This window comes from Cellulomonas sp. NPDC055163 (assembly GCF_053607065.1).
Genome location: NZ_JBSGSU010000006.1, coordinates 368,410 through 388,429, shown reverse-complemented (window position 1 = coordinate 388,429; position 20,020 = coordinate 368,410). Strand labels below are relative to the sequence as shown.

At 76.7% G+C, this 20,020-nt stretch carries 19 protein-coding genes; 6 read left to right on the top strand and 13 right to left on the bottom strand.

Features of this window, described 5'->3' with window-relative positions; translation table 11 throughout:
* Window positions 1-140: 140 nt before the first annotated feature.
* From ACWFNE_RS14340 to ACWFNE_RS14300, 9 genes are all read right to left on the bottom strand, one after another.
* Window positions 141-1,496: a DUF418 domain-containing protein gene (locus tag ACWFNE_RS14340; protein ID WP_452123097.1), complete on the bottom strand. Its 1,356-nt coding sequence runs from the start codon at window positions 1,494-1,496 to the stop codon at window positions 141-143.
* 58 nt (window positions 1,497-1,554) lie between these two features.
* Window positions 1,555-2,628 carry a GNAT family N-acetyltransferase gene (locus ACWFNE_RS14335; RefSeq protein ID WP_452123096.1) on the bottom strand — a complete coding sequence of 358 codons (1,074 nt, stop codon included), beginning with the start codon at window positions 2,626-2,628 and terminating at the stop codon, window positions 1,555-1,557.
* Entirely contained in the window at window positions 2,625-3,320 is a 696-nt protein-coding gene (purQ, locus tag ACWFNE_RS14330) for a phosphoribosylformylglycinamidine synthase subunit PurQ (protein WP_452123095.1), read from the bottom strand. The genes ACWFNE_RS14335 and purQ overlap by 4 nt, the downstream gene beginning before the upstream one ends.
* Entirely contained in the window at window positions 3,317-3,583 is a 267-nt protein-coding gene (gene purS / locus ACWFNE_RS14325) for a phosphoribosylformylglycinamidine synthase subunit PurS (RefSeq protein WP_141372194.1), read from the bottom strand. Before purS ends, purQ begins: the two co-directional genes overlap by 4 nt.
* A 42-nt stretch (window positions 3,584-3,625) precedes the next feature.
* Window positions 3,626-4,159, bottom strand: coding sequence for a hypothetical protein (locus ACWFNE_RS14320; RefSeq protein WP_452123094.1), 534 nt, complete (start codon window positions 4,157-4,159; stop codon window positions 3,626-3,628).
* Window positions 4,156-4,659, bottom strand: coding sequence for a hypothetical protein (locus tag ACWFNE_RS14315; protein WP_452123093.1), 504 nt, complete (start codon window positions 4,657-4,659; stop codon window positions 4,156-4,158). The genes ACWFNE_RS14320 and ACWFNE_RS14315 overlap by 4 nt, the downstream gene beginning before the upstream one ends.
* A gap of 47 nt (window positions 4,660-4,706) precedes the next feature.
* Window positions 4,707-5,048 carry a PadR family transcriptional regulator gene (locus tag ACWFNE_RS14310; protein WP_452123092.1) on the bottom strand — a complete coding sequence of 114 codons (342 nt, stop codon included), beginning with the start codon at window positions 5,046-5,048 and terminating at the stop codon, window positions 4,707-4,709.
* Between the two features lie 135 nt (window positions 5,049-5,183).
* Entirely contained in the window at window positions 5,184-6,230 is a 1,047-nt protein-coding gene (locus ACWFNE_RS14305; protein WP_452123091.1) for a zinc-dependent alcohol dehydrogenase family protein, read from the bottom strand.
* A 36-nt stretch (window positions 6,231-6,266) separates the two neighbouring features.
* Window positions 6,267-7,493, bottom strand: a complete 1,227-nt coding sequence (locus ACWFNE_RS14300; RefSeq protein ID WP_452123090.1) for a M20 metallopeptidase family protein — start codon at window positions 7,491-7,493, stop codon at window positions 6,267-6,269.
* 127 nt (window positions 7,494-7,620) lie between these two features.
* Between ACWFNE_RS14300 and ACWFNE_RS14295 the strand changes: the two genes are divergently transcribed.
* The gene (locus ACWFNE_RS14295; RefSeq protein ID WP_452123089.1) at window positions 7,621-8,619 is read left to right on the top strand and encodes a ketopantoate reductase family protein; all 999 of its coding nucleotides are present in this window, start codon (window positions 7,621-7,623) and stop codon (window positions 8,617-8,619) included.
* Between the two features lie 48 nt (window positions 8,620-8,667).
* Here the strand turns inward: ACWFNE_RS14295 and ACWFNE_RS14290 are convergent, their stop codons facing one another.
* Entirely contained in the window at window positions 8,668-11,133 is a 2,466-nt protein-coding gene (locus ACWFNE_RS14290; RefSeq protein WP_452123088.1) for a family 43 glycosylhydrolase, read from the bottom strand.
* Between the two features lie 211 nt (window positions 11,134-11,344).
* Here ACWFNE_RS14290 and ACWFNE_RS14285 point away from each other — a divergent pair, with 211 nt between their 5' ends.
* On the top strand, window positions 11,345-11,992 hold the full coding sequence (locus ACWFNE_RS14285) for a DUF6518 family protein (protein WP_452123087.1): 648 nt from the start codon (window positions 11,345-11,347) through the stop codon (window positions 11,990-11,992).
* 127 nt (window positions 11,993-12,119) lie between these two features.
* The gene (locus ACWFNE_RS14280; protein ID WP_452123086.1) at window positions 12,120-12,485 is read left to right on the top strand and encodes a cupin domain-containing protein; all 366 of its coding nucleotides are present in this window, start codon (window positions 12,120-12,122) and stop codon (window positions 12,483-12,485) included.
* Between the two features lie 81 nt (window positions 12,486-12,566).
* Here the strand turns inward: ACWFNE_RS14280 and ACWFNE_RS14275 are convergent, their stop codons facing one another.
* Together ACWFNE_RS14275 and ACWFNE_RS14270 are read right to left on the bottom strand one after the other, a co-directional pair.
* Window positions 12,567-13,310 (bottom strand): SDR family oxidoreductase, encoded by a 744-nt coding sequence (locus ACWFNE_RS14275; RefSeq protein ID WP_452123085.1) that lies wholly within the window; start codon window positions 13,308-13,310, stop codon window positions 12,567-12,569.
* A gap of 180 nt (window positions 13,311-13,490) precedes the next feature.
* Window positions 13,491-15,050 carry an amidohydrolase gene (locus ACWFNE_RS14270; RefSeq protein ID WP_452123084.1) on the bottom strand — a complete coding sequence of 520 codons (1,560 nt, stop codon included), beginning with the start codon at window positions 15,048-15,050 and terminating at the stop codon, window positions 13,491-13,493.
* Between the two features lie 123 nt (window positions 15,051-15,173).
* Here ACWFNE_RS14270 and ACWFNE_RS14265 point away from each other — a divergent pair, with 123 nt between their 5' ends.
* Together ACWFNE_RS14265 and ACWFNE_RS14260 are read left to right on the top strand one after the other, a co-directional pair.
* Complete coding sequence (locus ACWFNE_RS14265) at window positions 15,174-15,923, top strand: ABC transporter ATP-binding protein (protein ID WP_452123083.1); 750 nt, start codon at window positions 15,174-15,176, stop codon at window positions 15,921-15,923.
* Window positions 15,920-17,836: an FtsX-like permease family protein gene (locus tag ACWFNE_RS14260; protein ID WP_452123082.1), complete on the top strand. Its 1,917-nt coding sequence runs from the start codon at window positions 15,920-15,922 to the stop codon at window positions 17,834-17,836. The genes ACWFNE_RS14265 and ACWFNE_RS14260 overlap by 4 nt, the downstream gene beginning before the upstream one ends.
* A gap of 124 nt (window positions 17,837-17,960) precedes the next feature.
* Here ACWFNE_RS14260 and ACWFNE_RS14255 read toward each other — a convergent pair whose 3' ends face one another.
* Window positions 17,961-18,743 carry a DUF899 family protein gene (locus tag ACWFNE_RS14255; protein ID WP_452123081.1) on the bottom strand — a complete coding sequence of 261 codons (783 nt, stop codon included), beginning with the start codon at window positions 18,741-18,743 and terminating at the stop codon, window positions 17,961-17,963.
* A gap of 232 nt (window positions 18,744-18,975) precedes the next feature.
* Between ACWFNE_RS14255 and ACWFNE_RS14250 the strand changes: the two genes are divergently transcribed.
* Entirely contained in the window at window positions 18,976-20,016 is a 1,041-nt protein-coding gene (locus ACWFNE_RS14250; RefSeq protein ID WP_452123080.1) for a GGDEF domain-containing protein, read from the top strand.
* Window positions 20,017-20,020: the final 4 nt, after the last annotated feature.

Sequence of the window (20,020 nt, the reverse complement as noted above, 5' to 3'; positions counted from 1 at the left end):
CAGGTGCGCAGCGGGGGCCGGTGGCCGCGGGCGCGCGGGGTCGTCAGCTCAGCGACAACACGTCTGCATCAGGAACACCCGGCGATCGTACGGCGCCGGGACGGGGCTGCCTACCCCGTCCCGGCATCCGGTCGGCGAAGTCACCCGCGCGGGGTGGCGGGTCCCTCGGGTCCCGCCGGGCGGGTCGCCGGAACCGGCGAGGTCCACGGGTCGCCCACGCCGGCCGTCACCGGTGGGGCCGCCGGCCCGCCCGGCGGCAGGTGCGCCGCGGCGCGCACCGGCACCGCGACGGCGGACCCGCCGCGCCCGTAGGTGAGGCGCCGCAGCAGCACCTCGAACGGCCCCCGACGCCCGGCCCGGTGCATCGCCACCGCGATCACCACCGTCACCAGCCACACCCCGACCGCGAGCACCGCCGCCTGCGCCGTCCCGATCCGCCCACCCAGCCCGAGCCCCCACGCGCTGAGCAGCGGCGCGAACATCACCGACTGCAGCAGGTAGGACGTCAACGACCGCTCCCCCACCGCCGCCACCGCGGACACGACCCCGCGCCGCGGACGGTCCCGCAGCACCGCCGCCACCCACGCGAACAGGCACACGTACCCCAGCCCCATCACGACCCCGGACAGGTAGTGCGCGAGCTCGACGGTCAGCCCGGTCGCGCCGTCGGCCGGCGTCCAGACCTGAGCGACGGCCAGCGCGAACGGCAGGTTCCCGACGAGGTTGACCACGAGGGCGACGACGACGACGTGCCCGAGCACCCGGCGGTGCTCCCACGGCCGCGCGAGCCAGCCGGCGCGTGCGAGCAGGATCCCGAGGACCACCTGCGGGACGAAGAACAGCAGCAGCCCCGCGATCGTGGTGATCGCGAGCGAGGCGAACAGGCGCTCGACGGCGGAGGTGAGGTAGTCCGGCGCCGGGATCTCGCCCGTGCCCCAGGACCCGTGCAGGAACGTCAGGACGAAGGCGCCGCCCGCGGTGGCGACGAGCGACGCCCCGCAGAACCACCACAGCAGCACGGTGCGCGACCGTTGCAGGAAGGCGAGCGCGATCAGGCCGGTCACGCCGTAGGGCGCGAGGATGTCGCCCGCGAACAGCAGGACGGCGTGCACGACGCCGAAGACGACGAGCCAGCGGCTGCGCCGCGCGATCACGCGCCGGACCTGACGCGGGTCGGCGCCGCGGGCCGCGAGCCGGGCCGCCATCGTCGCGAGCCCGAAGCCGTAGAGGATCGCGAACATCGGCCGCGAGCGGTCGTCGACGAAGAACGCCACGACGCCGTCCACCGCGAGGTCGACCGACGAGCCGCCGACCGGGCGCATGCCGTACCGCGACACCTCGGCCGCGCTGGTCCACAGGTAGCCCCAGACGTTCGCGGAGGCGATGAACAGCAGGAGCATGCCGCGGGCGAGGTCGGGGGCGAGCGACCGCACGGTCGCCGCAGGGACCGTGCCCGACGGCGTCGTGGGTACGTGGTCCGAGCGGTCCGCGGTCATGACCTCGACGCTAGGAGCCGCGCGGTCGCGGCCACATCCACCTTCGGTCGCCCGACCGTCAGCCGATCGGCGGAACGCACCGTCGACCGAGGTGCTTGGCGAACCAGAGGCCGTGCGGGTTGATCCGCTCGTGCGGCGCGAGCGGCAGGATCGGGCGGTACCCGCTCGACACGTACAGGCGGACGGCCTCGGGCTGCCGGTAGCCGGTCATGAGCACGACCTGGGTGAGCCGGTGCGCCCGGGCGGCGTCCTCGATCGCCTGCAGCATCGTGCGCGCGACGCCGGCGCCGCGGGCCGACTCGTCGACGAACACCTTCTTGAGCTCGCCCGACCCCTCGGGGTACCCGTCGCGGGCGGCCCGGAGCGTCGCGCAGCCGACCGGCACGCCGTCGATCTCGGCGAGCACCGTGGTCAGCGCACCCTCGCCCTGCGCGGCGTCGTCCACCGCGAAGCCCCCGCGCCGCTCGACGTGCTCGCGGAGCGCCGGGTAGAGCCGGGCGTTGGTGCGCTCGTACATCGCGACGCGCAGCGCGACGGCGTCGGCGTCGTCCCAGTCGACGAAGCGCAGCGTCACCTCGGGGCGTCGCCGGACCGGGACGTCCGCGGGCGGCTCGTCGCGCGGGACGTCCGTCTCCGCACCGCCGTCGTCGGGCACCAGGGCCTTGCCGAAGCAGCGGGACCCCGGCTCGTCCTTCCACTCGCTGTAGTTCTCGATGGGGAGGTAGCCGAGGGCCAGGTACAGGCCGATGGCCTCGGGCTGCATCACGCCCGTCTCGAGGATGAGACGCCGGAACCCGAGCGCACGCGCGCGCGCCTCGAGCTCCGCCATGACGAGCCGGGACAGGCCGCGCCCCCGGTGCGTCGGCACCACGAACACGCGCTTGATCTCGAGGGTCTGCGGGCCGTGCTCAGCGGAGACGTCACGCAGCGCGCCGCACGCGACCGCCTCGCCGTCGTCGCGCACGAGCAGCATCGCGACGACGCCCTCGGCCGTCATCTCGGGGCCGAAGTCGTCCTCGCCGTAGCGCGCGGCGAGGTCCGCCTGCTGCTTGGCGCGCAGCCGTGAGCCGTCGAGGTCCGCCCAGTCGACGAAGGACGTCGTCAGCTCCGTACGGGTGCCCGCGAGCGTCATCCGACCAGCGCGTGGAGCACGGACGTGAAGAAGCGCAGCCCGTCGGTGCCGCTGCGCGGGCCGTTCGCACCGTCGGGACCGAAGCCGGCCTCGACCGCGTGCTCGGGGTGCGGCATGAGGCCGACGATGTTGCCCTTCGCGTTCGAGATCCCCGCGATGCCGCGGCGCGAGCCGTTCGGGTTGCCGTCCTCGTAGCGGAAGACGACGCGGCCCTCGCCCTCGAGCTCGTCGAGCGTCCGCTCGTCGGCGACGTACTGCCCGTCCTGGTTCTTGAGCGGGATCGTGATGCGCTCGCCGGCGGCGTAGTCGCGGGTCCAGGACGTCTCGGCGTTCTCGACGCTGAGGACCTGCTCGCGGCACAGGAAGTGCAGGTGGTCGTTCTTGATCATCGAGCCGGGCAGCAGGTGCGCCTCCGTGAGGACCTGGAAGCCGTTGCAGATCCCGAGCACGGGCATCCCGCCGTTCGCGGCGTCGACGACCGACCCCATCACGGGCGCGAAGCGGCTGATCGCGCCCGCACGGAGGTAGTCGCCGTAGGAGAACCCGCCCGGCAGGACGACCGCGTCGACCTCGTGCAGGTCCTCGTCCGCGTGCCACAGCGCCACCGGCTCGCCGCCGGCCAGGCGCACCGCGCGCGCGGCATCCCGGTCGTCGAGCGTGCCCGGGAAGGTCACGACACCGACGCGCGTCACGCGGTCACCTGCGCGGCGTCCTCCGCGTAGACCGCGACGACGTCCTCAATCACGGGGTTGGACAGCACGTGCTCACCGGCTTCGCGCGCGGCGGCCAGCACCTCGTCGGTCACCGGCCCCTCGAACTCGAGCTCGAAGCGCTTGCCCTGGCGGACGCTGGTGAACTGCGCGAAGCCGAGCCGCGGCAGGGCACCGGCGACGGCCTTGCCCTGCGGGTCCAGGATCTCGGGCTTCGGCATCACATCGACGACGACTCGTCCCACGGGTGGCTCCAGGTTTTTCGCGGCGGTGGGGGCGGGGCCAGCCTACCGAGTGCTGCGCGCGGGGCCGTCGCGGCGTTCACCCCTCGGCACGGCGGGGCGACGTGCGAGATAGAGCCGCCGGCCGGTGCGCCGCGCGGTGCGCCACAGCAGCGCTGCGACGGCAGTGTGCAGCAGCGCGGGCACGGCGAGCCGCACCCAGCCCTCACCGTCGGACGGGTCGAGCAGCGCCACGTAGACGGGCAGCCCCCACAGCGGCATGACCGGCGAGAACATCCGCACGGGGAACCACCGCCCGTCGACGTCGTCGCGCACCCACCCGCGGTACTGCCGAGGGAGCCGCTCCCGCAGGAGCCGGTACCGCAGCCACGCACCGAGCGGAGGGTGCTCACGCCAGCGCGTCGACCAGCCCGACCGCACGAGGCTCAGGGCAGCGCGGGAGTCCACGCGCACGGCGCCGGGCGCGGCGAGGTCGCGCAGGACGTCGGTCACCTCGTCCGCGCGCGCGGTGCGCCAGCGCCGGGGGTAGGCGCGCAGCCAGAGCGCGGCGGAGCGGGCGAACCGGTCCGGGGCGCTCACGCGCGGTCCTCGACGGACGCCGCCGGCGCGGCACCCGGGACGTCGCCCGCGACGGTCGGCGTGACGGTCGTCCCCGGGAGCGGCGGCGCCGCGACGGGGTAGAGCCGCTCGACGGACGGGTAGGCGACGGCGGCGACCAGGCCCTCGGTGAGCGCGAGCCGTGCGGGGTAGAGCCGGCCGTCGACGTCGTCGCGGAGCCACCCGTCCCACGCCGGACCGGGGTGACGCCCCGCGAGCCGGTACGCGAGGTACACGCGCGGCGGCGGGTGCTCGCGCCAGCGGGTCGCGAGCCCGGCGCCGACGAGGCCGAGGGCGGTGCGGGCGTCGAGGTGGCGGGCTGCCGGTCCCGCCAGGTCGGCGAGCACCGCGGTGACCTCGGCGGCCCGCGCACGGCGCCACCGCCGGGGGTAGGCGTGCAGCCAGCGCCGGACGGACCGCTCGAACGACGGCAGCTGCTCGACCGCGGCACCCGGCGCGGCTCTCGGCGAGGCGGTGGGCACCGCGCTCCCGCGGCCCCCGGCAGCGCTCGGTACGCGCCGGCGCGTGCTCATGCCTGCCCCAGCGCCGGTCGCGGAGCCGCGGTGAGGACCCGCTGGGCGCGGCGGGCGAGGTCGCGCAGGCGCGCGGTCTCGGCGGTGAGCGCCTCGTGGCCCGCGTCGGTCAGCCGGTAGTACCGCCGCAGGCGACCGTCGACGACGACCTCCCCCGACGCCTCCGCCTGCCCGGCGGCGACGAGCCGGTCGAGGATCCCGTAGAGCGTGCCGGCGCCGAGCCGCACGTCGCCGCCGGAGAGCGCGAGCACGGCCTGGACGACGCCGTACCCGTGCCGCGGCTCCTCGGCGAGCGCGAGGAGCACGAGGTACGACTGCTCGGACATCCGTTTCGCCATGCACGATATATATCGCGCAGCGACCTATGAGGCAAGGCCTCGCAAGGCGCCGTGCGCGGCGGGGACGGCCGGGCGAGCGTTGGGCCGGGCACCGGCGTCGACGTGGCGATCGCGGCACCGGCACGTCCCCGGCGCTCACGGAACGACGACCGTCATCCCCACCGACGTCGCCGGGCCGCTCATCGCCGCGAGCGCCGCCGGGGCGTCGTCGAGCGTCACGACCGGGCCGACGAGCCGGTCCGGGCGCAGCGTCCCGTCGGCGATGCGCGCGAGCATGGCCGGGTACTCGTGCGCGGCCATGCCGTGGCTGCCGTAGACCTCGAGCTCCCACGCGACGACGCGGCCCATCGGCAGCGCAGGGTCGGCGTCGGCGCCGAGCAGGAGCCCGACCTGCACGTGCCGACCCCGGCGGCGCAGGCCGAGCAGCGACGCGGCGGCGGTCGCGGCGCTGCCGAGCGCGTCGAGCGAGACGTGGGCGCCGCCGCCCGTGGTCTCGTGGACGGCGGCGGCGACGTCGGCCGGCGCGAGGCCCGACGCGTCGAGCGCGTGCTCCGCGCCGAGGTCGAGCGCCGCCGCCCGGGCCGCCGGGGACACGTCGACCGCGACGACCCGCGCCCCGAGCGACGCCGCGACCATCACCGCGGAAAGCCCCACGCCGCCGCACCCGTGCACGGCGACCCACTCCCCCGCGCCCGGCCGGCCGTGCACCGTGAGCGCCCGGTACGCCGTCGCGAACCGGCAGCCCAGCCCTGCCGCGGTGACCGCCGACAGGCCCGGCGGGAGCGCGACGAGGTTGACGTCGGCGTGGTCGAGCGCGACCCGCTCGGCGAACGACCCGTCGTGCGTGAAGCCGGGCTGCGTCTGGCGCTCGCACACCTGGTGCTCGCCCGCGGCGCACGCCGGGCAGTCCCCGCACGCGCACACGAACGGCACGGTGACCCGGCCGCCCACAGCCCAGCGCCGCACGTCGGCGCCGGCCTCGACGACCGTGCCCGCGAGCTCGTGCCCGGGGACGTGCGGGAGGGTGATGCCGTCGTCGTGCCCCTGCCACCCGTGCCAGTCCGACCGGCACACGCCCGTCGCCTCGACGCGCAGGACCACCCCGTGCGGCGCGCAGACCGGCTCGGGCACCTCCCGGACGACGGGGACCCGACCGAACTCCTCGACGACGACGGCACGCATGGGTCCATCGTCGCGGACGCAGCGCACGGGCCGCGCTCAGCCCTCCGCGAGCCGGTCGAGCGCGAGCCCGGCGAGCAGGGCCGACGCGAGCGGCAGGACCGAGTCGTCGAACCGGGCGCCGGCCGCGTGGTTGTACGGGGCGGTCGCGGGGTCGGCGCCGGCCGAGGTCGCGCCCAGGAACACGAACGCGCCGGGGACCTGCTGCAGCACGTAGGAGAAGTCCTCGGCGCCCGAGACCGGCCGGTCCGCGGTGACGTACCCGGCGTCGCCGCTGAGCGACCGCGTCACGCGGGCCGCACGCTCGACCTCGTGGGCGTCGTTGACCGTGACCGGGTAGCCGCGCACGTAGTCGACCTCGGCGGTCAGGCCGTGCGCGAGCGCGACGTGCTCGGCGACGCGCGTGAGCCGCTCGGGGATCTCGGCGTGGTGCCGCTCCGAGAACGTGCGGATCGTCGCGGCGAGCTCGGCGGTCTCCGGGATGACGTTGTCGGTCGTCCCCGCGGCGATCCGGCCGACGGTCACGACGACCGGGTCGTGCGCGTCGAACTGACGGGTCACTGCCGTCTGGAACGCGAGCACGATCTCCGCGGCGACCGTCACCGGGTCGGCGGCTCGGTGCGGCGACGACCCGTGGCCGCCGCGCCCGCGCACGGTCACGAACATCTGGTCGGCGGCGGCCATCGCCGGACCCGGACGGCTCGTCACCAGCCCTGTCGGGAGCATCGACGAGACCACGTGCAGCCCGTACGCGGCGACGACGCGCTCGCCGGCGGCGTCGAGCACGCCCTCCTCGATCATGAGCCGGGCGCCGTGGTCGCCCTCCTCGCCGGGCTGGAACATGAGCACGACCGAGCCGGCGATCTCCTCGCGCCGGGCGGCGAGCAGCCGGGCGGCGCCGACGAGCCCCGTGACGTGCTGGTCGTGGCCGCACGCGTGCATCACGCCGGGGTGCTCGCTCGTGAACGGCTCGCCCGACTCCTCGGTCACGGGCAGCGCGTCCATGTCGCCGCGCAGCAGCACCGCGGGGCCGGGGCGGGCGCCCCGCAGCACCGCGACGACCGAGGACAGGCCGGTGCCGGTCGTGACCTCGAGGCCCAGTCCGTCGAGTGCGGCGAGCACCCGCGCCTGCGTGATCGGCAGGTGCAGGCCGATCTCCGGAACCCGGTGCAGGTCGTGGCGCAGCGCCGTCAGCCCGGGGCCGAGGGCCTGCGCGTCGGCGAGCAGGGCGGCGGTGCCGTCGGACGTGCGTCCGGGCTCGGTCACGTGACGTCTCCCCCTGCGTCGGCCGCGCGTCCGGGCCGGCGCGCGTGGGTCCGCGCCCGCGGTCCGGCGCGTCCCACCCGACGCTACGACACAGCACCCCGGCGCGTCCCGACCTACGATCCCCCGCATGAGATACGTCGTGATCGGTGCGGGCGCGGTCGGTGGGACCCTCGGCGGGAGGCTCTTCGAGGCCGGGCACGACGTGGTCCTCGTGGCGCGCGGCGCGCACCTCGACGCGATCCGGGACCGCGGGCTGGTCCTGGAGACGCCCGACGGCTCGTCGACGCTGCCCGTCCCCGCCGTCGGCGGCCCCGACGAGCTCAGGCTGACCGACGACGACGTGCTGGTCTCCGCCGTCAAGTCGCAGGACACCCGCAGCGTGCTCGACGCGTGGGCGGACGCGCCGGTCGGCACCTCCGGGGCACCTGCGGCGCACCGGCTGCCGTTCGTGACCGCGCAGAACGGCGTCGCGAACGAGCACGCCGCGCTGCGGGTGTTCCGGCGCGTGTACGGGGTGTGCGTGTGGCTGCCCGCGTCCTACCTGACGCCCGGCACCGTCCAGGCCGAGGGGCACCCGTACTCGGGCTTCCTCACCGTCGGGCGCGTGCCCGGGGCGCTCGACGACGTGACCGCGCGGCTCGTCGCCGACCTCGGCGGGAGCCGGTTCAGGGCCGTCGAGGACGCCGAGGTCATGCGGTGGAAGTACGGCAAGCTGCTGAGCAACCTCGGGAACGGGCTCGACGCGCTCGTCGGCGGAGCGTCCGGGACCCGCGAGCTGCTCGACGAGCTGCGCGCGGAGGGCCGGTCCGTGCTGACCGCCGCGGGGATCGACTTCTCGACGCCCGAGCAGGAGCAGGAGCGCCGGGGCGACGCGGTGCAGGTGCGACCCGTCGGCGCCGGCCCGCGCGGTGGCAGCTCGACGTGGCAGAGCCTCGCCCGCGGCACCGACGGCATCGAGGTCGACTGGCTCAACGGGGAGATCGCGCTGCTCGGGCGCCTGCACGGCGTCGCGACACCGGTCAACGACGCCGTGCAGGCGGCGGCGCGCGACGCCCACCGCCGCGGGCGCGGGGCGGCGCCGTACGACGTCGCGACGGTGCACGAGCTGGTCGCCGCCGCGCGCTGACCCGGGCGGCGCGCCGACCCGGGCGGCGCCGAGGGTCGTGCGCCGGCGTCAGCTCCGGCCCGCGCGCTCGAAGACCCGCAGGTAGTCGAACTCCGCGGTCGCCCCGACGCCGCCGTGCGAGACGAGCCCGATCGACAGCTCCGAGCCCGCCGGGAACGTCCACACGCCGCCCGCGACCCACGTGCGCCCGTCGGTCGACGTGAACGCCTGCACCTCGTGCTCGCCCGCGTCGTCGGTGCGGTGCGCGAGGCGCAGCCACGTGGTCTCGGCGGGCGGCCCGACGATCGTCCCGCCGTACTGCAGCCGCCCCGCGTACGGCTGCTCGGTGCCGAACTCCGTCTGCCGGGTGTTCCAGATCGCGACGTGCGAGAGCCGCGCCCACCGGTCGTCGTCCACGTACGCGACGATCCCGCCCTGCTGGTAGTTGCGGATCTCGTCGGTGCCCAGGTCGATCGTCAGGCGGGTCTCCGCGACCCAGTCCCCGTCGGGCGCGTCGCGCAGGAGCACCCCGGCGTCGTTCGCGGCGCCACTGAGGTCGCCCGCCTCGGTGGGCCAGCGCAGGACGCCGCCGGCCACGGTGACCTCGGGCGAGCGCAGCACCGTCCACGCCGGGTCGAGCGCGTCGCCGTCGAACTCGTCCTCCAGCAGGAGGTCCCCCGGCCGCGCGAGCGGCACGGTGCGCGTGACCGGGCGCGCCGCCGGGAGGGCGCTGAGGTTGTCGACGTGCACGCCCGCGCCGGCGGCGAACGCCCCGGCGGCACCCGGCGCACCTGCGCCGCGCGGGAGCTCGAGCGTGACGACGGCGAGCGGGTCGCCGAGGCGCGCGTGCGTGAGCTCGGCGCGGGCGACGCCCCCGCGCACCGTCAGCACGGCGGAGTGCCACGTCGTGAGGTCGAGGTCCGCGGGCAGGGGTGCGGCGGCGCGCGCGACGGGGCGGCCGCGCACGGTCGCCTCGACGACGAGCTCGCGGGTCGCCGGGTCGATCGCGGCGCTGACCTGGTCGACCGGGCCGCGCGGGGCGTCGGGGTTGTCGGTGAGCCGTTCGAGCCGCCCGGCGCCGCCGCGCGTCCGGTACCCGGCGACGAGCCCGTGCGCGGCGGTCACGCCGGGGTCGGCCCGCAGGTCCGCCTCGACACGGACGCCGTCGCCGTTGCCGAGGGGCCGGTGGGTGACGAGCGCGCCCGCCCCCGTGCGGCCCGGCGCGCCGGACACCGCGTGGCCCCCCGCGTCGTCGTCGGACCCGGTCGTCCAGCGGCCCACCGCCGTCCACGTGCGCGGGATGCCGTCGTCGAACCCCGTGACCTGGCCCGTGACGGGTCCGCGCTGGCGGTCCTCGGACGCCCACGCGCCCGCCCGCGCGGTCGGCCAGCCGTCGACCCAGTCGAGCCGGTCGATCAGCATGGGCCGCTCGTTGATGCCGTCGGTCCCGTCGAGGTAGGGGTCCGCACGGTCGATCGCGTGGTAGACGACCCAGTCCTGACCCGCGAGGTCCGTGACGACCGCGTTGTGCCCGGTGCCGACCCAGCGGTTCCCGTTCGGGGCGAGCACCGGTGTGCCGCCGGCCCGCGACTCGTCCATCCGCACGCCCTCCCGGTCCACGTACGGCCCGGTCAGGTCCCGCGACCGCCCGACGTGCACGCTGTACCCCGTCGTCGGGCCCGTGCAGCAGTTGGCCGACGACGCGAACAGGTACCACCAGCCGTCGCGCTGGACCACGTACGCGCCCTCGTACTTGTTGTCGATCGCGACCTGCACGGGCTCCCCGACGGCCTCCGTGCCGCCCTCGCCGAGCTCGGTGACCCAGATCCCGCCGTAGTACGAGCCGTAGAACAGGTGCTCGGTGCCGTCCGGGCCGACGACGTGGTGCGGGTCGAACGTCCACAGGAAGTCCTCGGACGCCCCCGCCCCGCGACGGGGGTCGACGACCGGGTCGCCGGAGTCGGTCCACGGGCCCACCGGGGTCGGGGCGGTCGCGACGCCGATCGCGTTGTCGTTCGGCTCCCCGGGGTCGTCCGGGCCGGTCGTGGTGTCCGTGACGACGTAGTAGAGCCGGTACTCGCCGTCGACGTAGCGGATGTCGGGCGCCCACAGCGCCGCGTCGCGCTCGGCGTCGGCCCACGCCGGGCGGGTGTCCTCGGTGAACGCGTCCCCGACGTACTCCCAGCTCACGAGGTCCGAGGACCGCGAGATCGGCAGCAGGTGCCGCACGCCCTCGCCCTCGCGCAGCGGGTCCGTCGTGCCGTACGCGTACCACCAGCCGTCCTTGCCGCGGATCACCGCGGGGTCGGCGTACGTGTCCGCGAAGCCGCCGCTCACCGGGTTCGTGTACGGCGTCGACCGCACCGCGCGGTGCGCGCCTCCGGAGCCGCCGCCCGGGCCGCCGCCGGAACCGCCGCCCGTGCCGCCCAGGCCACCGAGGGGCGCGTCGAGGGACCCCGGGTCGGTGACCGCGCCCGCCGGACCGGCGAGCGCGAGCCCCGCAGCGAGGACCGCCGCGGAGACGGCGGCGGTCACGGGGGCAGCGAGAGAGCGGGACGGCACGGAGAACCTGCGCATCGGAGCCTGCCGATCGTCGTCGATGTGGCGGGGTGACTCCGTTGTACGCCGGTCGCGCGCCGTCCGCCTCCGCTCCGGCACGGACCTGCACCCACGGGTGGACGTGCGAGCCCGGACGCCCGACGGAGGGCGGACGCGCGCCCGGTGCGGCGCCGCCTACGGTCGACGCGTGCCTCCGACCGCCGCCGCCGCTCCCGTCGCTCCCCCGGTGCCGCCCGAGCAGCGGCCCGGCTGGGCGCGCCTCACCGCCGTGCCGCTCGCGAGCGCCGCGCTCGGCGTGCTCACGGTGACGGCCCAGGGCGTGCTGCCCGACGCCGCCGCCCCGTTCGCGAACTCGGCGAGCGGCTGGACGGTGCTGACCGCGCTGCTCGTGCTGTGGTCCCGCGCCCGGACCCGGACCGCCGCGGTGCTCGGCGCCGCGAGCTTCGTGCTGCTCGTGCTCGGGTACAGCGCGGGCGCGCACCTGCGCGGGCTGTTCTACGACCCGACGTTCTTCGGCGTCGTCGGGCTCGTCGTCGGGCCGGTCGTCGGCGTCGCGGCCGCGTGGCTGCGGGAGCGTGGGCTGCGGGCCGCGCTCGGCACCGCGGCGCTCGCGGGCGTCGGCGTCGGGGAGGCGGTCTACGGGCTGACGGTCGTGGTCGGGACGACCGGTGCCGCGTACTGGGTCGTGCTCGGTGTCGGGGCGATCGCGCTGCTCGTGGGGATGCTGGCGCGGCGGGTTCGGGGTGCAGTGCCGGTGCTCGTGGCATCCCTCGGCACCGCCGTGGTCGCGAGTCTGTTCGTCGTCGTCTACCGCGCGGCCGGGTCGGTCGGGTAGCCCGCGCCGCCCCCCTCGTCGGCGGTCGGACGCGTCGGCGTGCGCGGACCTACCGGCGCGTGGGTGCCCGCTGGCACGCTGGGGGCAGCCGCCGGTGGCTGTCCGGCGAGCCTGAGAGGAGCGCCGCATGACCACCGTCCCGGCCGTCGTCCGCGTCGCCGACCTGCGCCTCCCGGGGTCGCGCACCGCCCGCTTCGAAGGGCGCGCGCACGGCTCGGGCGTGTCCTACTTCTTCGTCGACAACGACCCCGGGCAGGGCCCCTCGCTGCACCGGCACCCGTACAGCGAGACGTGGGTCGTGCTCGACGGCGAGGCCACGATCACGCGCGGGGACACGACCGTCGTCGCGCACCCGGGCGACTGCGCGGTCGTCGGCCCGGGGGTGTGGCACCGGTTCGTCAACACCGGGACGGGGGCGCTGCGGATGATGTGCGTCCACGCGTCCGACGTGATGATCCAGGAGGACGCGGCCGGCACGGCCGGCACCGGCTGACCGCGAGCGCCGGCCACGGCGCGCACCGCGGCGCAGCGCAGGGCCGCGGCCCGACGGTGGGCACCGGCCGACCCTCGCCGCTCAGCGCGTCGTGCCCGCGAGGTGCTCCGCGAACGTGACCGTCCCGCGCACGTGGTCGCCCCGGGGCACGAGCGCGCCGCCCGCCATCGCGGCTCCCGTCGCGCCCGGCAAGCGCAGCGGGACGACGAGACGGCGCTGCCCCCGCGCCGCGAGCACGCGCCGGACGAGACCGACCATGTCGAGGTCCTCGGGGCCGGCCATCGGCCGGGCGAGGCCCTGCGGCTCGCCGTGCACGAGCGTGACGAGGTGCTCCGCGACCTCCCGGGCCGCCACGGGCCGGCTCGCCATGCGCGGCACCACGACGACCGGCCCCACACCGCGCTCGACGAGCTGCTCGGCGAACTCGTGGAACTGCGTCGCGCGCAGGACCGTCCACGGCACCGGGCCCGCGGCGACGAGCTGCTCCTGCCGGCGTTTGCCGAGGTAGTAGCCGAAGTCCACGGTGTCGACGCCGACGATCGAGACCGCGACGAGGTGCCGCACGCCCGCGCGCTGCGCGGAGTCGAGCAGGTGCCGCGTCGCCGCGTCGAAGAACCGCTCCGCCGTGCGCCGGCTCGTGGTCGTCACGTTGCTGACGTCGATCACCGCGTCCGCGCCGGCCAGGGCCGCGTCGAGCCCGCGCCCGGTCGTCAGGTCGACGCCGCGCGAGCGCGCGAGCACGACGGGCGCGTCGCCGCGCGCGGTCAGGGCCTCGACGACGAGACGGCCGAGCAGGCCGGTGCCTCCGGCGACGGCGACCTTCATGCGGACCTCCAGGGGCGGGCGGCGCTGGGCCGGTGCGGGACGGCGCGCGTCGGGGGCGGGTGAGCCGGGCGGAGCGTGCGTCGGGCGGAGCGTGCGTCGGGCGAAGCGTGCGTCGGGCGGAGCTGCGTCGAGGTCAGGGCGGCGGGGACCACCCGTGCGGCGCGACCCGAGGGTAGTGGCCTAGAGCTGTGACGCCGTCCAGCCGCCCGCGAGCATCGTCGCCGCGACCGGCGTGCCGCGCAGGTCCGCCGCCGCGGCCCACGGGTCGGCGTCGAGCACCGCGAGGTCCGCGACCTGGCCCGCCTCGACGCGCGAGCGCACCGAGGCGCCGAGGGCGACGTCGAGGTCGACCGCCTGCTCCGGGTGCCACGGCTCGCGTCCGTCGCGAGCCCGGTCGACGGCCGACCCGATCGCCTGCCACGGGTCGAGGGGCGCGACGGGCGCGTCCGAGCCGAGCGTCAGGCGCACGCCCGCGTCGACGAGCGCGCGCAGCACGAACGCCCGCCCGGTGCGCCCGGCCCAGTAGTGGTCGGCGACGTCACGGTCGTCCATCGCGTGCTCGGGCTGCACCGACGCGACGACGCCGAGCTCGGCGAACCGCGCGACGTCCCCGGCGTCGAGGAGCTGCGCGTGCTCGATGCTGCCGCGCGCGCCCGACGCCGCGAACGCGTCGAGCGCGTGCGTGTTCGCGGCGTCGCCGATCGCGTGGATCGCGGAGCGCAGGCCGTGCCGGTGCGCGTGCGCCATGAGCGGCACGAGCTCGCCGGGCGGCACCGACAGCACGCCGCGCGCGTCCGGGCCGGTCAGGCCGGGGTACGGGTCGTGGCAGTAGGCGGTGCGCGTGTTGAGCGAGCCGTCGGTGATGACCTTGAGCGGGCCCATCGTGAGCAGCGCCGCGTCGCCCTGCCCGGGCACGACGTCGCCCGTGCGCAGCTCCTCGGCGAGCGGACGGTCGAGGTGGTCGGGCCAGACGCCCGCGGAGACGCGCAGCGACCGGGCGCCGCCCGCGATGCGCCGGCGCCACGCGGTCAGCAGGTCGCTCAGCTCGAGGTCGACGACCCCGACGACCCCACGCGCGGCCGCGGCCCGCGCCGACTCGTCGACCCACGCGTCGAGCAGCCGCGGTGCGACGACGTTGACGCGCGCGCTCACCGCGAACCACTCGTGCTCGCGCAGCACCCCGTCCGCCCGCCACGGGACGCCGTACCGGGCGAGCGCCGCGGTGCTCAGCCACGCGCAGTGCACGTCGCCCGAGACGAGCACGACGGCGGCGCCGGGACGCCCGGCGCGCGCGGCGGCCTCGTCGAGCAGCGCGGCGTCGGGGAGGTCCGGCCACAGCCCGTCGCGGAAGCCCATCCCGACGAGCACCTCGTCGGCGTCGCCGCGCGCGAGCCGCTCCGTCACGAGCCGCGCGGCGTCGGCGGCGGACGTCGCACCCGAGACGTCGAGGCGCCGCCGGAACAGCGCCCACTGGTCCATGTGCGTGTGCGCGTCCCACAGCCCGGGGACGACGACGCGGCCCCCGAGGTCGACCCGCTCGGCCCGCGCCCCGGCGCCCCGCGCGGCGTCGGGCCCGACGGCGACGACCCGCCCGTCGCGCACGTGCACGTCGACCGGCTGGTCCGCCGGCCGGCTCACGCGCACCCCGTCCGGCGAGGTCCGCGCGACCCGCGCCCCCGTCAGCACCCACTCCTCGACACCCACGCGCTGCTCCTCGCTCGGCTCCGTGCCGGACAGCATCGCGCACCGCGCCTGCATCGAAGGATGGACCCGCGCAGGGCGTCCCTCCGAGGCTCGATGGGCACCCCTCCGCGTTCCTAGGTTCGAGAGCGGCACCTCGACCTCGAACCCCGGGAGCACCTCATGTCCGCACCGACCACGGCCGAGGCGACGGCCACCGCCGTCCGCCTCGTCGACCTGCACAAGACCTACCCGGGCCGCGAGCCCGTCCACGCGCTGCGCGGGGTGTCCCTCGAGCTGCTCGCGGGCTCCGTGACGGCCGTCGTCGGGCAGTCCGGCTCGGGCAAGTCGACGCTGCTGAACTGCGCGGCGGGGCTCGACACGCCCAGCCGCGGCGCCGTCGTCGTCGGCGGGCACGACCTCACGACGCTGCGGCCCGACGACCTCACCCGGTTCCGCCGGGAGCACGTGGGCTTCGTCTTCCAGTCCTACAACCTCATCGGTCACCTGACGGCCCGCGAGAACGTCCGCCTGCCGCTCGTGCTCGCCGGCCGTCCGGTCGACGCGGCGTGGGAGGCCGCCCTGCTCGACTTCCTCGGCGTGCCGCACCTCATGGACCGGCTGCCGGGCGAGCTGTCCGGCGGGCAGGCCCAGCGGGTCGCGATCGCCCGGGCGCTCGTCACGCGGCCCGCCGTCGTGTTCGCCGACGAGCCGACGGGTGCGCTGGACTCCCGGACCGGGGCCGCGGTGCTCCAGGTGCTGCGGGACTCCGCCCGGGAGCTCGGGCAGACCGTGGTCGTCGTCACCCACGACGCGGGCGTCGCGGCCGCTGCGGAGCGCGTTGTCGTCCTCGCGGACGGGCTCGTCGTCGACCAGCTCGAGCATCCCACCGCCGAGCAGGTCACCGCCCGCCTCCTCACGACGGGCCGGTGAGCACCGTGTGGCAGCTCGCCTCCTCGGGCGTCCGCGCCCACCGCGGGGCCTTCGCCGGCACCGCCGTCGTCCTCGCCGTCGCCGCGGCGGTCCTCGCCGTGACCGGGGTGCTGGCCGAGTCGGGCCTGCGCACGCAGGCCGCCGCGGACCCGACCTCGGGCGGCCTCCTCGTGTCCCTCGCGTCCTCCTACGCCGGGACGCTGCTCGTCGTCGTGGTGATGGTCGTCGCCGCGACCGTGACCCTCGCGCTGCGCGGACGCCGCCGGGAGCTCGCGCTGCTGCGCGCGGTCGGCGCGACGCCGGCGCAGGTGCGGCGCACGGTCACGCTCGAGGTCGCGGTGGTCTCGCTCGTCGCCGCGCCGCTGGGTGCGCTCGCGGGACTGTTCGGCGCCCGGCTCCTCGACCCCCTGCTCGTGCGCGGCGGGATGGTCGCGCCGGGCTTCACGTCGTCCCTGTCGCCGCTGCCCGTCCTCGTGGCCGTCGCGCTGATCGTGGTGACCGCGGTGCCCGTCGGCCGGCTCGGCGCCCGCGAGGCCGCGCGGACCGCACCGACCGAGGCGCTCCAGCTGAGCGCCGTCGAGGACCGTGAGGTCGGGACCGCCCGGCGGCTGACCGCCCTGGCCATGACTCTCGGTGGCCTGGCCCTGGCGTTCTCGAGCCTGTGGATCCCGGGCACCCTGGGGAGCGCCACGGCGTCGCTCTCCGCGTTCGCGCTGGTCGGGGCCGTCGCGCTCGCCGGCCCCGTCCTGGTCGGCTGGCTGTTCGACCGCCTCGCGCGGGTCCACCCGTCCGGCGGACGTCCGGCGACGGTGCTCGCCGTTCGCAACGTGCGCGGCTTCTCGCGGCGGCTGACCACCGTCGTCGTGCCGCTCGCCCTGGTGGTCGCCGCGGCGACGGTCCAGACGAGCGTCAACCGGGCGATCACGACCGCCGCCCAGGAGGAGCTCGTCGCCTCGGTCGCCGCCGACCTCGTCGTGACGCCCCCCGAGGGCGCGGCACCTCCCGAGGGCGCAGCACAGGACCTGACGGCGCAGGTCGCCGGGGTGCCCGGCGTCGCGTCGGCAGTCCCGCTCGCGACCGTGCCGGCACAGCTGCGGACCGACGACGACATCGACGGCGCCCTGGCGTGGGAGGCGACGGCGCTGCGCGTCGTCCCGCCGGGCACCACGGCGCTCGACCCGGACGTCGTCGACGGCTCGCTCGCCGGCCTCGTCACCCCGGACACCGTGGCCGTGAGCACCGACACGGCCTTCACGAGCGGCACTCGTCCGGGCGAGACACTCGCGCTCCGGCTCGGGCAGGACGTCGTCGACGCGACCGTCGTCGCGGTGTTCTCCCGCGGGCTGGGGGTGGGCGACCTGATCACCGGCCCCGCGACTGCCGAGGCCCACGGGCTGCCCGTGCTGGCCGACACCGTGCTCGTCGACCTCACCCCCGGCGCGGACCTGGCGGACGCCACCGCGGCGATCGCCGCCGCGGGCGCGACCGCGGCCGACGCGACGACGTACGCTGCCACGGCGATGCGCTCGGCCGGCGGCGAGAACGACATCGGGACCGCGCTGCTGCTCCTGCTGCTCGCCGTCGTGGCGGTCGGCGCCGCGAGCACGCTCGCGATGACCACGGTCGCCCGCCGCGACGAGCTCGCGCTGCTGCACCGCACCGGCACGACCCGCCGCCAGCTCCTGGCCATGACCACGGTCGAGGCGGCGATCACGGGGGTCACGGCGTGGGTCGTCGGCACCCTGGCCGTGGTCCCTGCGGTGGTCGGCGTGAGCGCCGGCGTGCTCGGCGGGCCGCCCGTGGTCGACCTGCCCGCGTACGGCGTCGTCAGCGCCGCCGTCGTCGTGTTCGCGCTCGTGGCGACGGCGCTCGCGGCACGCCGCACGACACGGCTGGCGACCGCGGTCGCCTGATCCGCCGCACGCAGAACGCAGCACGCAGCCCGCGGAGCTCAGCCGCGTGCCCACCCAGGGCCCCGACGGGGACCGGGTGGGCACGCCGTCGACCGGCCGTCGAACGGGCCGTCGAACGCCACCGTCAGTGGTGGTCCCCGTGCCGCCCGAGAGTCGTCTCCGGGGTCGCGCCCGGGCGGGTCCACTGCGGCGTGGGGCGGCCCGTCCCTCCCCAGGTCCCGTTGCCGTCGACGTCCGTGCGCCAGTACCAGCAGGCGCCCCGGCCCTCGGGCCAGCCCTCGGGGGTGTCCTGCCACGCCTCCCCACGCCCGTACGGCGTCAGGTCGAGCAGCGCGAACGAGCCGCTGGCCACCTCGGTGCCGCGCCCGGTCGTGTCGTAGGTGAGGAACGCGCGGTCGCCGTCGCGCAGGAAGACTGCGAACATCCCCATCTCGCCGCCGACCGGCTCGGGGAGACCCCGCACCGAGTACCAGGGCTGGGTGTAGCCCATGAAGTCGGCGAAGGGCGCCACCTCGTCCCACGCGCCGGTGGTCACGACCGCGAACGAGACCCCCCGGGCCTGCAGGTAGGACGTGTCGCGCAGGTGCCACGCCGAGACGGTGCAGCCCTCGCACTGGCCCTGGTGCGGCGCGCCGTCGTGCCACATGTGCTTGTAGACCAGCAGCTCGTCGCGCCCCTGGAACAGGTCGAGGAACGGGACGGGCCCGTCGGGTCCCACGACCTCGACGGTCGGGTCGAGCTCGACCATCGGCAGCCGCCGGCGCGCCGCGGCGATCGCGTCGCCCTCGTGCGTGTGCGCCTTCTCGCGGACCAGGAGCTCGTCGCGCGCGGCCTGCCACGTCGCCGCGTCGACCACGAGCGGGCGGCCGGGCGCGAGGGTGGTCGGTCGGTCCGGTGCGGTGGTCATCGGGTCCTCCGGGGTGTCGCGGGCGGGCGGCGGCGGCCGTCCGGCGGTCACGGGGGCAGACGGACGGCGGCGCCGGAACTCATCGGCGCAGGCGGCGGCCCGGCGGTGGTCCGCCGCCGGTCCGCCGCCGGCCCCCCGGTGGTCCGCTGCCGGCCCACCCCCGGTGGTCCGCTGCCGGCCCTTCAGCCGTCGGGCCGCTCAGCCCGGGGAGGCGGCGGCCGATGGAGAGGACGTGTCATGGGACGAGGCGTGCCGGCCGAGGGACCCGCGTGGTGCAGCACGCGCCGCGGCGGTCCTCGTCGCGGTCGGCGCCGTCGTCACGCTGGTCTTCACCGCACTCGGCCAGGGCCCGTCGTCGCTCGTCGCGCAGGTCGTCGTGGTCGTGGTCAACCTCGTCGTCCTCGCGCTCGCGCTCGCGCTCTACCGGCACGGGCACCGCGCGCCGGCCGTGACCTGGCTGCTCACGCCGGTGGTGGGGGTCGCGATCATCGCGGGCCTCGACGTCGTGACCCACGACGCGAGCGCCTCGGCGCAGGCGTTCTTCGCGTTCCCCGTCGTCTTCGCCGCGTCGCAGCTCGGCCGCCGGCCGGTCGCGCTCGTGACCGTGCTTGCCGTGCTCGGCAACGCCTGGGTCGTGTTCTCGCTGCTGCCGCCCGGCCGCGCCGCGACCGACCTCGCGTACATCGGGGCGATGCTCACGGTCGTCGCCGCGGTGCTGGTCCAGGCGGGCGAGCGTCAGGACCGGCTCGTGGCCCGGCTGACCGAGCAGGCCGCCGTCGACGCGCTCACGGGGCTCGCGACGCGACGGGTGCTCGACGACGCCGCCGCGTGCGCCCTGGCGAGTACGGGTGCCGGCACGGGCCTGCTGGTCCTCGACCTCGACCGGTTCAAGGTCATCAACGACGAGCGCGGGCACCCCGTCGGCGACGACGCCCTGGCGCACGTCGGGGACCTGCTGCGCCGCCGGGCCGACCGCGACTGGATCGCCTCCCGGCTCGGGGGCGACGAGATGGCCCTGCTGCTGCCCGGGTGGGACCGCGAGGCGACGATCGGGGTCGCCGAGGAGCTCGTGCGCCTCGTGCGCGACAGCCCGCTGCGCACCGCGGACGGCCCGGTCCCGCTGACCGTGAGCATCGGCGTGGCGCACGCGTCGGGCAAGACGACCCTGCGGGAGCTGTACGCCGCGGCGGACGCGGCGCTCTACGAGGCGAAGGCCGACGGTCGGGACCGTGTCGCGGTCACCGGCTCCACGTCCCGGACTCGTTCCCGCTGAGCCG